Genomic DNA, 13,524 nt, shown 5'->3' with positions numbered 1-13,524 from the left:
CATCTGCGGACTGGTACCGACCGTGACCCCCGTCGTACTGTCAGTTCACCACCGGGGCACGCAACCTGACGGTGCACCACCCTCTTTGCACCAGATATGTCACGAACCCCCCGTGCGGCGGCTATCCACTTGGCACACACTCGGCCTCATGAACGACGATAGGGGCGGACAGAACACAGACACCGCGGGTGAGAGGAGGCGTCAATGGGATCGGTGCGCAAGGCGAGTGCCTGGCTTGGCCTCGTGGACGACAACGATGACGAGCGCTACTACGACGACGACTACGCCGAGGGACCCGAGTCCGCGGACTCGGGTGGCAGCCCCTGGGTGACCGACCCCCGGGTCCGGGTGGCCGACGAGGCCGCCCAGGACCAGGGCACCCGCATCGCCACGGTCACCCCGGCCTCCTTCCGGGACGCCCGCAACATCGGCGAGCTCTTCCGGGACGGCGTCCCGGTGATCGTCAACCTGACGGCCATGGAGCCCGCCGACGCCAAGCGCGTGGTCGACTTCGCCGCCGGCCTGACGTTCGGCCTGCGCGGCTCCATCGAGCGGGTCGCGACCCGGGTGTTCCTGCTGACCCCCGCCGACTACAAGGTGGTCTCCGGCGAGTCCCGCGCGCACCGCAACGGCGGCTTCTTCAACCAGAGTTGACCGGCGTGGGGGTTTCGGCCGGGGGCCCGGGCGCCGGGCGCCCGCGGCACCGTCCCCGGCAAGGGCGGTACCCGCGAGCAGCGGCAGGGCCGCTCACCGGAAGGCGTCGAGCCCGGTGAGCGCCTTGCCCAGCACCAGCTGGTGCATCTCCGCGGTGCCCTCGTAGGTGAGCACCGACTCCAGGTTCGTGGCATGCCGCATGACGGGGTATTCGAGCGAGATCCCGTTGGCGCCGAGGATGGTCCGGGACGTACGGCAGATCTCGATCGCCTCCCGGACGTTGTTGAGCTTGCCGAAGCTGATCTGCTCGGGGCGCAGCTTCCCGGCGTCGAAGCGCCGCCCCAAGTGGTGGGCGAGCAGCACCCCTTTGTGGAGTTCCAGCGCCATGTCCGCCAACTTGGCCTGGGTGAGCTGGAAGCCGCCGATGGGCCGGCCGAACTGCTCGCGGGTGCGCGCGTAGTCGAGGGCCGTCTCGAAGCAGCTGCGCGCCGCCCCCATCGCACCCCAGACGATCCCGTAGCGGGCGTGGCTCAGGCACCGCAGCGGGGCGCCCAGCCCGGCGGCGTCGGGCAGCATCGCGTCGGCGGGCAGCCGTACCTCGTCCAGGACCAGTTCGCTGGTGACCGAGGCGCGCAGCGACCACTTGTGCTTGATCTCGGGGGCGGAGAACCCCGGGCTGTCGGTCGGTACCGCGAAGCCGCGGATGCCGTCGTCGGTCCTCGCCCAGACCACCGCGACACCGGCCACCGACCCGTTGGTGATCCACATCTTGCGCCCGGTCAGCACCCAGTCGGACCCCTCGCGCCTGGCGTAGGTCCGCATGCTCGCCGGGTCGGAGCCGTGGTCCGGCTCGGTCAGCCCGAAGCAGCCGATGATCTCGCCGGAGGCCATCCCCGGCAGCCAGCGCTGCTTCTGCTCCTCGGAGCCGAAGCGCCAGATGGCGTACATGGCCAGCGAGCCCTGGACGGAGACCAGCGAGCGGATACCGGAGTCGGCGGCCTCCAGTTCCAGGCAGGCGAGCCCGTACTGGACGTGGGAGGCGCCGGCGCAGCCGTATCCGGTCAGCGACATGCCGAGGGCGCCGATCGAGCCGAGTTCGCGGGCGAGTTCGCGGATGCCGGGGAGTTCGCCGCGCTCGTACCAGTCGGCGATCTGCGGCAGTACGCGGTCGGCGGCCCACCGGCGGACGGTGGCGCGGACCGCGCGGTCCTCGTCGGTGAGCAGATCGTCGATGCCCAGGGGGTCGCCCGGGTCGAACGGCGGAAGCGAGGTCGGCGTTGCGGACATGGCGGGGCCTCCGGCGGGTTCGCGCGAAAAACTAGCAGTGGTAGTTACGCGCGTCCGACGGTACGGCCCCGGGCGCCGCGCGGGCAAGGGTCACCGCCGCGCGGCGGGACGTGCCGCGGCGGCGGCCGGACCTCAGCGGCCGGTGCTCGCCGGGGCCGGCGCACCCTCGCGCCCGGCGGCCGGCGCACCCTCGCCGGCGGCGGTCTCGCCCTCTGCCCGTTCGGTGGACTCCGCGGCCCGGCGCGGCAGCCGCAGCGCGATCCCCGCGCCGACGAGCAGCAGCAGGGCGCTGGCGACGAGGGTGACCCGCAGCCCCTGGATGAAGGAGTCCCGGGCGGCCAGCCGCAGCGCGTGCCGGGCGTGCTCGCCCAGTCCGGCCGCGACCTTGTACGCCTCGCCGAGCGAATGCGACGCCGAGTGGGACGCCTTGGCGCTGACGCCGTCGACCCGGTCCAGGCCCGGTGCGTACGCGGCGTTCATGACACTGCCGAGCAGTGCGACGCCGATCCCGGCACCGAGCTGGTAGGCGGTCTCGCCGAGCGCCGCGGCACCGCCCGACTGCTCGGCGGGGGCCTCGCTCAGCATCGACTCGTACGCGCCGAACAGCGTCGACTGGAAGCCGAAGCCGAGCAGGACGAAGCCGAGCGCCAGCTGCCAGAAGCGGTCCTGGCTGCCCAGCGCGGTCAGCGTCAGCACCGCGGTCGCGGTCAGCGTGAAGCCGCCGGCGACCATCGCCCGCGGGCCGAGCGCCTGGAGCAGCTTCGAGCCGGTGAGCCCGGCGGCCATCGCGGAGAAGACCAGCGGCAGCATCCGCAGGCCGGTCTCCAGCGGGCTCAGCCCCAGGACGAGTTGGAGGTACTGGACGGCGATCAGCTGGAGCCCGACAAGGGCGAGCATGGCCAGCACGATGCAGCCGATGGAGGTGCCGAACGCGGGCCGGGCGAACAGCCGCATGTCGATCAGCGGATGCTCCCGGCGGCGCTGGCGGCGCACGAAGAGGATCAGCAGCAGGGTGCCGAGGGCGATCGGGAGCAGGGTGGTCGGGCCCACCACGGGCGCACCGCTGCCCAGCCGCTTGACGCCCAGCACGATGCCCAGCACGCCGAGGGCCGCGACGACCGCGCCGACCACGTCCCAGGGGCCGTTGCGCTCGCCCCGCGACTCCGGCAGCAGCCAGCGTCCTATCAGGAACATCGCGGCCATCATCGGGATGTTGATGAGGAAGACCGAGCCCCACCAGAAGTTCTCGACGAGGAAGCCGCCGAGCACCGGGCCGACCGCGGCGCCGACCGCGGCCACCGCGCTCCAGACGCCGATGGCGACCGCGCGCTCCCGCCGGTCGGGGAAGACCTGGCGCAGAATCGACAGCGTCGCGGGCATGATCATCGCGCCGCCGATGCCGAGCAGCGCGCGGGCCGTCATCAGGATCTGCGGATTGGGCGCGAGCGCGGCGGCTGCCGAGGCCAGTCCGAAGAGGCCGTAACCGAGGAGCAGGATGCGGCGCCGGCCGACGCGGTCGCCGAGCGTGCCGAAGAGGATCAGCAGCGACGCCGCGATCAGCGGGTAGATGTCGACGATCCAGAGCAGCTCCACCGGTCCGGGCCGCAGGTCCTCGGTGACGGAGGGCACCGCCACGTACAGGATCGTGGTGTCCAGCGCGACGAAGACCAGGCTGACGCAGAGCACGGTCAGCACGGTCCAGCGGTTCACGCCGCCGCCTGTGTGCCGGGGAACTCCCCCCGTCCGCCCCCTGCCGGACGCGGTCGTCCCTGACATCCAGTACCTCCTGTCATGCGCTCGCCGTCATGCGCTCGCGGCCACGGACCGGGGCACGAAGGCGCCCCGGGGAAACCGGTGGCACGGGCGAGTGGAGACGTCAGACTACGCGAGTCCACCTGGGGCCCGCGTGGCCCACCTCACGGTGAGACGCTCCTCGCAGCCCCTGACGTTGCGCGACCCGCCCGGGTCGGGCCCACTTTCGCCACCTGGATAATCGTCCCGATGAACGATCTTGCCTCGACCGCCGCCCCCGGCCGCACGCTGTGCCCGCCCGCCGTCCGGGCCGCGCTGCGCCGTGCCGCCCCCGGGCTGGCGGCGTACGCGGCGGTCCGGCTGCTGGGCCTGGCCGTGCTCATGGTCTGGTCGGCCGCCAACGGCAAGGACTGGCACACCCTGCTGACCGCCCGCTGGGACTCCCTCTGGTACACCGGGATCGCCGAGCAGGGCTACGGCCACACCGTCCACCTGGCCAACGGCGCCGTGCACTCCGACCTCGCCTTCTTCCCGCTGCTGCCCTGGCTGGAGCGGGGCCTGTCGGCGATCACCCCGCTGTCCGCGGCGGACGCCGGGATGGCGGTGGCGTGGCTGACCTCGCTGGCGGCGGCCTGGGCGCTGTACGCGACCGGGGAGCGGCTGCACGGACCGCGGGCCGGGGTGGCACTGGCCGCGCTGTGGGCCGCGCTGCCGGTCGGGATCGTGCAGTCGATGGCGTACTCGGAGTCGCTGTTCACCGCGCTCGCGGCCTGGGGCGTGTACTGCGTGCTGACCGGCCGCTGGGTGTGGGCGGGCGTGCTGGCGTCGCTGGCCGGGCTGACCCGGCCGGTGGGCGCCGCGGTGGTCGCCGCGGTGGGTGTCACCGCGGCGGTGACGGTGGTGAACGAGCGGGCCGGCGGCGTCCGCTTCCGCGCCCTCCTCCGCGGCCGGCACCGCCGGATGCTGCTCGGCGTCCTGCTGGCGCCCCTCGGCTGGTGCGGCTACTTCCTGTGGGTCGCCGCCCGGCGGGGCTCGCTCACCGGCTATCTCGACGTCCAGGCCGGCTGGGGCAACGGCTTCGACGGCGGAATCGCCTTCGGCCACTTCATCGGCCACCAGCTGACCGGGCCCGCGTTCGCCGCCGGCCTCGGGCTGCTGATCGGCGTCGCGCTGGTGGTCTGGCTGTATCTGCACGGCGTACGGCGGGGCCAGCCGCTGCCGCTGGCGGTGTACGGCGGGACGGTGCTGCTGCTGGCGCTCACCGCCAGGGGCTACTTCGGCTCCAAACCGCGGCTGATGATGCCGGCCTTTCCGCTGCTGCTGCCGCTCGCCGCGGGGCTGGCGCGGTGGCGTCCGGCGCGGTCGTGGCTGGTCATCGGGCTGATGGCGGCGGGCTCGGCGGTCTACGGCGCGTTCTGGCTCAACGGCTCCGGCCCGCCGTGACCGGAAGATCCCGCTCCGCGATCACTACCCCGGGAAAACGCGGCGCGACACCCGTGCGAATCACGGATAAACTCCGCCGGCGAAAAACAGATAAGCACGCACGGCGCCGACACGCGGATGGCCGGAAGGGAATCCAGTGGCCCGGGAATTCTCTTCGAAATCCAGGTCACCGAACGGTGATTGAGACCCATTCCACATCACATCGTCATTACAAAGCGCACGGTTTGACCAAGTGCATACATCACACGCGGTAACGTCGTTTGAGTGCGTACCGATGACAAGCTCGACCAGATGGAGGAGCAGCTCCCGACCGATCGCGTCAAACCGCCCCGCATGACCCGGACCCGCCTGTGGCTGCTCTGGGGCACGCTGGCGGTGTACATCGCGATCGTCGCCGGAGTGCTGGCCAACACCTATCTGGTCACCCTCGACTGGCAGGTCATGTTCTTCCGGCCCTATAAGCAGTGGCCGTCTGTCCATGCCTTCCTCGACTACTTCGTCGTGCTGGGACAGCGCGGCCCGACCGCCGTGGCGGTGGCCGCCTGGCTGGGCTGGCGCTGCTGGAAGCAGCGCAACCTCCACCCGCTGCTGGTGCTCGGCGCCTCGCTCCTGCTGCTGAACATCACCGTGGGTGCCGCCAAGCTCGGCATGGGCCGGCTCGGCCCGCACTACGCGACGACCGTCGGCTCCAACGAGATGTGGCTCGGCGGCGATATATTCCCCTCCGGTCACACCGCGAACGCCGTGGTCACCTGGGGTGTGCTGGCCTACATCGCGACCACCCCGCTGCGCCGCCGGACCCTGTCGGTGATCGCCGCGCTGGGCGCGCTGGGCGTCGGCATGACGACCGTCTACCTCGGTACGCACTGGGTCAGCGACGTGCTGCTCGGCTGGGCCGCGGGCCTGCTGGTGCTGCTGGCGATGCCGTGGGTCGAGCCCGGCATCACCTGGGTCGAGGACCGCCTCATGGGCATCCTGCTGCGGCTCTGGCTGCGGCTGCGCCCCGATTCGCTGCGCGGTCCGCTGCCGGCCGGCGTGCTGGTCCCCGGACTCTCCCCGCAGCGGGTCGCCCCGGACGGCGAGGTCCTGGTGCGCGAGGCGGTGGGCGTCGCCCACGCCACCCGCGCCCCGGACGGCTGGCCGCACCACCCGTCGCGCCCGCACACCAGCCGCGCGGAGCGCACCCCGGTCACCCCGACGGGCAGCCGCCGGCCGCCGCACGCGGACCGCGTCCCGCGCGGTGCCGCGCCGTTCACCCCCGCCACCGGCCGCGGGCGCAACGGCACCGGCTGACCGCCCCCGCGCCGCGGGGCCCGGTACGCACACCAGCTGCCCCGCACCGAAGGCCCCGGCCGCTCCCTCCGGAGCAGCCGGGGCCTTCGCCGTATCCAGGGTCCGCCGGCCCGGTCAGCCCTGCCAGCTGCGGTGCACCACGCCGTCCCGGACCTCGAAGTTGATCCGGCCGGTGAGGTGTTCCATCGTGATCAGCGCGCCCGGCGGCAGCGCGCGGACGGTGGTCCAGCCGCGGGCCCGGGCCCGCTCCTCCGCCTCCTGCCGGCCGAGGCCGACATACGCCTCGGCCTCGTCCTGGATGTCGTCGCGGTCACCGGGAAGGTTCGGTACGGGTGCCATACCGGCCACCGTAGGCGGCCGGGGCGGCGCGCGGAAGGGCCGTCCGCCGCACACCGCGGTGACCTGCCGGTCCGTCATTGGTCACACTTGTGTCACGGTGAACGCTCTGGCGATTGCCGGAACGGCCCTCACCCTTACGCGCCGTGCGCTGCCGCAACCGGGTGGAAAACAAAGCGGCCGGAATTCCCTCTTGATCATATGCGGAACGCTGTGCCGCCACTTCGGGCAAAGCCGGGCAGCAGGCGGAAATTAATCGCCCACGCGTCCCGCATTCCCCTTACCCGACCCTCTTTTTCAGCCGCCCGGAAATTGGCCAACGAGACACATTCCACACACATTTCCCGCACATCGCCCGGGATGCCCCGGCCCGCCCGGCTCCCCGCCGCGGCTGTCGGGACGCCACCGGAACGGACCGGAGCGTCCCCTCGCTCTGCGCCCCGCGCGCGAGCATCATGACCGGCGCCCCCGTACAACCCCGGCCGAACGAGGTGCAGCCGATGGTCAGCGAGATCTCCCGGGAGAGCGCCCGGCCGGCCGGGGGGCGGCGCCGCGGGACGGTACTGGCCGACTGGCTGAGCACCACCGACCACAAGAAGATCGGGCACCTCTACCTGATCACGTCGTTCGGCTTCTTCCTCGTCGGCGGGCTGCTGGCGCTGCTGATGCGCGCCGAACTGGCCAGGCCCGGGCTCCAGATCATCAGCAACGACCAGTTCAACCAGGCGCTGACGATGCACGGCACGATCATGCTTCTGCTGTTCGCAACCCCGGCCTTCGCCGGCTTCGCCAACGAGATCATGCCGCTCCAGATCGGCTCCCCCGATGTCGCCTTCCCGCGGCTGAACATGCTCTCGTACTGGCTCTACCTCTTCGGCGGCCTGATCGTGCTGAGCAGCTTCCTGACGCCCGAGGGCGGCCCGGCGTACGGATGGACGGCCTACGCCCCGCTCAACTCCGCGGTCCGCTCCGACGGCATCGGCCCCGACATGTGGATCATGGGGCTGGCGCTGGCCGGATTCGGCACCATCCTCGGAGCGGTCAACTTCATCGCGACGATCATCGCGCTGCGGGCGCCGGGCATGACGATGTTCCGGATGCCGGTGTTCACCTGGAACATCCTCTTCACCTCGATCCTGGTGCTGATGGCGTTCCCGGTGCTGGCCGCGACCCTGCTGGTGCTGGAGGCGGACCGGCGGTTCGGCGCGGTGGTCTTCGACGCCCGCTGGGGCGGCGCGCTGCTGTGGCAGCACCTCTTCTGGTTCTTCGGCCACCCCGAGGTCTACATCATCGCGCTGCCGTTCTTCGGCATCATCACCGAGATCATCCCGGTCTTCTCCCGCAAGCCGATCTTCGGTTACGTGATGCTGATCGGCGCGACGATGGCCATCACGGCGCTGTCGGTGATGGTCTGGGCGCACCACATGTTCGCGACCGGCGCGGTGCTGCTGCCGTTCTTCTCGCTGATGTCGTTCCTGATCGCGGCGCCGACCGGGGTGAAGTTCTTCAACTGGATCGGCACCATGTGGCACGGCTCGGTCTCCTTCGAGACCCCCATGCTGTGGTCGGTCGGCTTCCTGGTGAGCTTTCTGTTCGGCGGGCTGACCGGCGTCATCCTGGCCTCACCGCCACTGGACTTCCAGGTCACCGACTCGTACTTCGTCGTCGGCCACTTCCACTACGTCGTCTTCGGGACGGTGACCTTCGCGACCTTCGCCGGCTTCTACTTCTGGTGGCCCAAGTTCACCGGCAAGATGCTTGACGAGCGGCTCGGCAAGGTCCACTTCTGGCTGCTGTTCGTCGGCTTCCACACCACCTTCCTCGTCCACCACTGGCTGGGCGTGGCCGGTATGCCCCGCCGCTACGCCGACTACCTCCCCGCCGACGGCTTCACCGCGCTCAACACCGTCTCCACCGCCGGCGCGTTCCTGCTCGGCACCTCCACCCTGCCGTTCCTCTACAACGTGTGGCGGACCACGCAGCAGGGCACCCGGGTGGCGGTCGACGACCCCTGGGGCTTCGGCCGCTCCCTGGAGTGGGCCACCTCCTGTCCGCCGCCGCGGCACAACTTCACCACGCTGCCCCGGATCCGCTCCGAGTCGCCGGCCTTCGACCTGCACCACCCCGAGATGTCCGCGGAGACCGCCGTCAGGCCAGTGCCCGGGAGAGCCGGTCCCTGATCTCCCGTACCCGGCCGGCGAGTTCGGCCGGCTCGCGGATCTCGAAGTCGAAGCCCAGCAGCGCGATGTGGAACACCAGCACGTCGAGGCTGTGCGCCCCGGTGCGCAGCAGGCAGCTGTGCGCGTCGACCGCCTCCAGCACCCCGTCGTACGGGCCGACGCGCTCCGCGGCACGCTCCAGCGGCACCCGCAGCAGCACCGTGGCCTGCGTCCGGAACGCCCGCCCGGAGACGCCCCGGGAGACATACGTGGCGAGGTCCTCGGCGGGCGGGGTACGGGGGGTGAAGCGCGGACCGTGCGGTGGGGCGGGGGTGATCCGGTCCACCCGGTAGGTGCGCCAGTCCGCGCGGTCCACGTCCCAGCCGACCAGGTACCAGCGACACTGTGCGGAGACCAGGCGGTGCGGCTCGACGGTGCGGCGGGTGACCGCCCCGTCGTGGTCGGTGTAGTGGAACCGCAGCCGCTGGAAGTCCCGGCAGGTGTGCGCGAGTTCGGTGAGGATCCGGGGGTCCACCCGGGGGCCGCCGGGCCGGCCGAGCATCGGGACGGTGGCGGCGGTGAGCGCCCCGACCCGGTGGCGCAGCCGGTGCGGCAGCACCTGCTCCAGCTTCGCCAGCGCCCGTACGGAGGTCTCCTCGATGCCCTCGACGCCGCCGGCCGCGGCGCTGCTCAGTCCGACCGCGACCGCCACCGCCTCCTCGTCGTCCAGCAGCAGCGGCGGGAGTTCGGCGCCGGCGCCGAGCCGGTAGCCGCCGGCCGTGCCGGGCGCGGAGTGGACGGGATACCCCAGTTCGCGCAGCCGGTCGACGTCCCGCCGGACGGTGCGCGGGGTGACGCCGAGGCGGTCGGCGAGATCCGCCCCCGACCACTCGCGGTGGGACTGCAGCAACGAGAGCAGACGCAGCAGACGCGCCGAGGTGTCCAACATCCCCCGAGTCTCCCAGCCTTCGGGGCCACCCCGCGCCGCGTCCCGCTCACCCGTCGCGGCCGAGCGCACCGACCAGCCAGTCGTGCGCGGCCCCCATCGTCGGACCGCCGCCTGCGGTCACCTCGTCGACATACCGCCAGTACGCCCGCATCCGCGGATCCTCGCCGGCCGCCGAGACCGCCCGCAGCCCGGCGCGGAACGCGGGGCTGTCCCTCCTGCGGTACGCGCGGGCATGCGCGGCCACGAAGGAGTCCAACGCGTCACCGGGCCCCGGCGGGCGGCCCGCGGCGAGTGCCGCGGCGGCCAGTGCGTACGCCTCGGCCAGCCCCCGGTAGAGCGCCACCGGGTCGCTGTCCCCCGCCAGGGCGGCGGGCGCCCGGCGCACCCGGCGGCAGCGCTCGGCCAGGCCCCCGGTGCCGGCCGTGGTGAGCGCGTGCAGCCGGGCGTAGCCGACGACCTGGGCCGGTTCGGGGTCCGCGGGCGGGACCGGCACCGCCGCGTCGACGACCGCATCGCGCAGCGCGGACGGCAGCGCGCGGGGCAGCTGCCGGCGCCAGAAACGCACCGCCCCGTCGCCGGTCGGCGGCAGCGGGAGGCCGCCCAACAGCCGCAGCAGCGCGGGGCGTTGATCCGCGGACGCCTCGGTGAGGGCGCGTAGCGCGGCCTCCTGCCAGCGCAGCGCGGTGAGCTGCCCGCCGACCGCGGCGAGCCGCCCGGCCAGCGCCCGCTCCAGCGAGCCGCCCGCCAGCGCCTCGGCGACGTCGGGCAGCGGCATCCCGAAGGCGCGCAGATCCCGGATCCGCCGCAGCCGGTCCAGGGCCTCCGGGTCGTAGCGCCGGTGCCCGCCCGCGCTGCGGCCGGCGTCCGGGAGCAGCCCCTGGTCCGAGTAGTGGCGCACGGTCTTGACCGTCACCCCCGCACGGTGGGCCAACTCCCCGATGCTCAGCGGCGACCCGCCGGGCTCCTCCGCCACCACGGGCGCTACGTCCCCTCGGCAGGGCCGGTGACGCGGACGGCCAGGTCGTTGTCGAGCGTGTAGTACGGGCCGATCCGCAGCTCCCCGGCCGCGGCCCGCACCGTGAGCGCCGGGTAGCTGAACACCTGCTTCTTGTCCGCGACATCGTCCAGGAGGCGGGCGATGCGGACCGGCCGGGCGCCCTCGGCGGGGCGCAGCCACAGGTCCCACGGCCCGCTGCCGCGCCGCCATCCGGCGGCCAGCTCGGCGTAGGGGACGGTGAAGGTGAAGTCCGGGCCGTCGACGGCCAACGGGACGGTGACGGCGGCCGGTTCCGCGTCGTCCGCGCCGCGCACCCGGGCCTCGGCGCGGGCGCCGTCCGCCGGACTCGCCCCGTAGAGGCGGCCGGTGACCGTCATGCCCTCGGGCGCCACGAGGATGTCGCCGGCCTCGGCGTGCGGTCCGCGCAGCCAGCTGCGCAGCGCGAGGTTGCCGAGCTTGGTCGCGTACGGGATCCGTACGCCGAGCCGGCCGATGCCCGCCAGCGGCCGGCGGTCCACCAGCGAGCGCAGGTCGTTGACGCCGGGCAGCAGCCGGCGCGGGTCGCGCCCGTCGCCGAGGTCGGCATAGGCGTTCCAGCGGCCCTCGGCGAGCGCGACGGTGCTGGGCAGTACGGCGCGCAGCCGCCCGGCGCCGTTCGGCCCGAGCGGGAGCCGCACCTCGTCGTCGGTGCCGTCGGTCCGCGCACCGCCGCGCAGCCGCAGCACCAGGGCCGCGCTCCAGGAAGTGCCGGTGCCCTGTGGGACGTTCAGATCGAAGGTGAGGCCGCCCGCGGAGTCCGCGATGCAGTCGGCCCTCAGGTCCACCGGCACCGGCGGTTCCCCTCCCGTTGCCGTGGTCCGCCGCTCCCCCGGCCGGCCGCTGTCGGGTCTGTGGGCCGGGCGCCCGGCCGCGCCGGATCCGGTGACGGTCGGCCGCGTCGAGGCGTTCATGCCGTGCGTACCCCTCTCACCGCGGCGCGGGCCGTGTGCTCGGCGGCGTACTTGGCGGCGTAGGCACCGCCCACCAGGGCCCCCCTGGCACGGTGCAGGGAGCCGCGCAGGCTGCTGCCGCGCCGCACCGCGAGCAGTTCGTCGAAGAGCGCGGCATGGCGCGCGGCGACCGCTGCCGGGTCGAAGCGGGCGGACGAGGCGAGCGCGGCGGCGCCCATCCGCCTGCGGGCGGCGTCGTCGCCGATCAGTGCGAGCAGCGCACCGGTCAGCGCCGCCGGGTTCCCGGCCGGCACCAGCCTCCCGTCCACCCCGTCCGCGACGATCTCGCCCGGCCCGCCGGGGCAGTCGGTGGCGACGACGGGCAGCCCGCAGCGCATCGCCTCGGCGGCGGTCGTCGCGGACGGCTCCCGGCCGGCGGTGACCGCGGCGATGGAGCCCTTGGCCCACTCGGACTCCAGCGGACCGGCCGGGCCCATCAGGAACACGTGGTTGTACAGACCGAGTTCGTCGATCAGGGCGCGCAGCGCGGCCTTCTCGGCGCCGCCGCCGTAGATCCGCAGCCGCCAGTCGGGGCGCGCGGCGACGACCCCGGCGAAGGCCCGGACCAGGATGTCGAAGCGGGTGGCCCGGGTGAGCCGGCCGGCCGCCACCACCCACTTGCCGCTGCCGTCGGCGGGCGCCAGGCGCGGCGCGGGCACCCCGCTGGGCAGCGCCTCGACGCGGACGCCGGGCAGCCGCAGCCCGCGGCGCCAGGCGCGGGCGTCGGCCTCGCCGGCGGTGAGGACGGCGTCCAGTCGCGGATAGGCCCCGCGCAGCGCCGACTTGAGCGCCCGGCCGTGGCCGTCCAGGCCGATCCACTCCTGGCCCACCCGGAGCGGGCCGCGGCGGGTCTGCCGGGCGACGTGCACGTTCAGTCCGGGCCGGGTGCCGACCACCACGTCCGCCGCGGTCCGGCGCAGGTACTGCGCGATCCGGCGGTCGGTGAGTTCGCTGTACTGGCCGGAGCTGCTGTCGGCGGCCGGGAAGACCCGGGCGGGGCGGGTGTGCGCCGGGTCGGCACGGTCGCGGGCGGGGCCGTGCGCCCGGAGGTCCACGAGATGCCGCAGCGCGACGCCGGGGGCGAGCGCCACGGCCGGGGCGTCGCGGTACCGCAGCGCGGAGACGATCTCGACGTCATGCCGCTCGGCGAGGGCGCCGGCCAGGCCGAACGTCGTACGAACCGCCTCCCCGGTGCCATAGGCATGGTGAATGAGGAATGAGATGTGCATCCGTCCCCGCGTCCCCTGGTCTCCGCTCGTCCCGGTCCCCCCGCGGACCACGTCGCCCGCCCCCGACGGCCTGCTGTGTCCGGCTGTTGGAGAGTAAGACGGCCGAACGGCCTTCACGGTTGGGGGTGTTCGCCAACTCGTGCCGCAAAGGTTAGGGCATCGGTACCGGGATCCGGGAACTCTGGCGAAAACGGTGCGCTCAGCCGGAGCTTCCGACGCGCGTCACCGGAAGCCCCGGCCGGGCCCCGACCGTCGACTGCTCCGGACGCTCCCCGACGGCCGCGTGGGCGGAGCTTGGGACATGTGTCACCGGAACCTTCGGCCGGGTCCCGACCGTCAACCGCTCCGGACGCTTCCCAACGGCCTCGCGGGCGGAGCTTGGGACATGTGTCACCGGAACCTTCGGCCGGGCCCCGACCGTCAACCGCTCCGGACG

General features: G+C 73.3%; 11 protein-coding genes. 4 read left to right on the top strand and 7 right to left on the bottom strand.

Annotation, left to right across the window (positions count from 1 at the left end; translation table 11 throughout):
* Positions 1-204: 204 nt before the first annotated feature.
* Positions 205-654, top strand: coding sequence for a cell division protein SepF (locus tag GR130_RS11215; RefSeq protein WP_159504585.1), 450 nt, complete (start codon positions 205-207; stop codon positions 652-654).
* Positions 655-747: 93 nt separating this feature from the next.
* Here GR130_RS11215 and GR130_RS11210 read toward each other — a convergent pair whose 3' ends face one another.
* Both GR130_RS11210 and GR130_RS11205 read right to left on the bottom strand, forming a co-directional pair.
* Positions 748-1,941 (bottom strand): acyl-CoA dehydrogenase family protein, encoded by a 1,194-nt coding sequence (locus tag GR130_RS11210; RefSeq protein WP_159504584.1) that lies wholly within the window; start codon positions 1,939-1,941, stop codon positions 748-750.
* Positions 1,942-2,073: 132 nt separating this feature from the next.
* Positions 2,074-3,717 carry an MFS transporter gene (locus tag GR130_RS11205; protein ID WP_236572974.1) on the bottom strand — a complete coding sequence of 548 codons (1,644 nt, stop codon included), beginning with the start codon at positions 3,715-3,717 and terminating at the stop codon, positions 2,074-2,076.
* A gap of 225 nt (positions 3,718-3,942) precedes the next feature.
* Here GR130_RS11205 and GR130_RS11200 point away from each other — a divergent pair, with 225 nt between their 5' ends.
* Positions 3,943-5,136, top strand: coding sequence for a glycosyltransferase family 39 protein (locus tag GR130_RS11200; protein ID WP_159504582.1), 1,194 nt, complete (start codon positions 3,943-3,945; stop codon positions 5,134-5,136).
* 264 nt (positions 5,137-5,400) lie between these two features.
* Positions 5,401-6,429, top strand: coding sequence for a phosphatase PAP2 family protein (locus tag GR130_RS11195; protein WP_159504581.1), 1,029 nt, complete (start codon positions 5,401-5,403; stop codon positions 6,427-6,429).
* A gap of 114 nt (positions 6,430-6,543) precedes the next feature.
* Here GR130_RS11195 and GR130_RS11190 read toward each other — a convergent pair whose 3' ends face one another.
* The gene (locus GR130_RS11190) at positions 6,544-6,768 is read right to left on the bottom strand and encodes a proteinase inhibitor I78 (protein WP_159504580.1); all 225 of its coding nucleotides are present in this window, start codon (positions 6,766-6,768) and stop codon (positions 6,544-6,546) included.
* Positions 6,769-7,265: 497 nt separating this feature from the next.
* Between GR130_RS11190 and ctaD the strand changes: the two genes are divergently transcribed.
* The gene (ctaD, locus tag GR130_RS11185; RefSeq protein ID WP_159504579.1) at positions 7,266-8,945 is read left to right on the top strand and encodes an aa3-type cytochrome oxidase subunit I; all 1,680 of its coding nucleotides are present in this window, start codon (positions 7,266-7,268) and stop codon (positions 8,943-8,945) included.
* Here ctaD and GR130_RS11180 read toward each other — a convergent pair.
* The 4 genes from GR130_RS11180 to GR130_RS11165 are packed head-to-tail and all read right to left on the bottom strand — an operon-like array spanning position 8,914 to position 13,088.
* On the bottom strand, positions 8,914-9,873 hold the full coding sequence (locus GR130_RS11180; protein ID WP_159504578.1) for a helix-turn-helix transcriptional regulator: 960 nt from the start codon (positions 9,871-9,873) through the stop codon (positions 8,914-8,916). The genes ctaD and GR130_RS11180 overlap by 32 nt on opposite strands.
* A 46-nt stretch (positions 9,874-9,919) precedes the next feature.
* Positions 9,920-10,849, bottom strand: coding sequence for a MerR family transcriptional regulator (locus GR130_RS11175; RefSeq protein WP_236572973.1), 930 nt, complete (start codon positions 10,847-10,849; stop codon positions 9,920-9,922).
* A 5-nt stretch (positions 10,850-10,854) separates the two neighbouring features.
* Positions 10,855-11,820, bottom strand: coding sequence for a hypothetical protein (locus tag GR130_RS11170; protein WP_236572972.1), 966 nt, complete (start codon positions 11,818-11,820; stop codon positions 10,855-10,857).
* A complete protein-coding gene (locus GR130_RS11165) occupies positions 11,817-13,088 on the bottom strand; it encodes a glycosyltransferase (protein WP_159504577.1) in 1,272 nt (423 codons plus the stop codon). Before GR130_RS11165 ends, GR130_RS11170 begins: the two co-directional genes overlap by 4 nt.
* Positions 13,089-13,524 lie beyond the last annotated feature (436 nt).

Origin of the sequence: Streptomyces sp. GS7 (assembly GCF_009834125.1) — a bacterium.
Taxonomy (GTDB): domain Bacteria; phylum Actinomycetota; class Actinomycetes; order Streptomycetales; family Streptomycetaceae; genus Streptomyces.
Note: the sequence above shows the minus strand (reverse complement) of the source record. Positions and strands in the feature narration are given on the sequence as shown.

What these genes read in the sequence shown, in the direction of transcription:
- GR130_RS11215 (WP_159504585.1), top strand. Translation starts at nt 205, where the DNA reads ATGGGATCGGTGCGCAAGGCGAGTGCCTGGCTTGGCCTCGTGGACGAC.
- GR130_RS11210 (WP_159504584.1), bottom strand. Translation starts at nt 1,941, where the DNA reads ATGTCCGCAACGCCGACCTCGCTTCCGCCGTTCGACCCGGGCGACCCC.
- GR130_RS11205 (WP_236572974.1), bottom strand. Translation starts at nt 3,717, where the DNA reads ATGTCAGGGACGACCGCGTCCGGCAGGGGGCGGACGGGGGGAGTTCCC.
- GR130_RS11200 (WP_159504582.1), top strand. Translation starts at nt 3,943, where the DNA reads ATGAACGATCTTGCCTCGACCGCCGCCCCCGGCCGCACGCTGTGCCCG.
- GR130_RS11190 (WP_159504580.1), bottom strand. Translation starts at nt 6,768, where the DNA reads ATGGCACCCGTACCGAACCTTCCCGGTGACCGCGACGACATCCAGGAC.
- ctaD (WP_159504579.1), top strand. Translation starts at nt 7,266, where the DNA reads ATGGTCAGCGAGATCTCCCGGGAGAGCGCCCGGCCGGCCGGGGGGCGG.
- GR130_RS11180 (WP_159504578.1), bottom strand. Translation starts at nt 9,873, where the DNA reads ATGTTGGACACCTCGGCGCGTCTGCTGCGTCTGCTCTCGTTGCTGCAG.
- GR130_RS11170 (WP_236572972.1), bottom strand. Translation starts at nt 11,820, where the DNA reads ATGAACGCCTCGACGCGGCCGACCGTCACCGGATCCGGCGCGGCCGGG.
- GR130_RS11165 (WP_159504577.1), bottom strand. Translation starts at nt 13,088, where the DNA reads ATGCACATCTCATTCCTCATTCACCATGCCTATGGCACCGGGGAGGCG.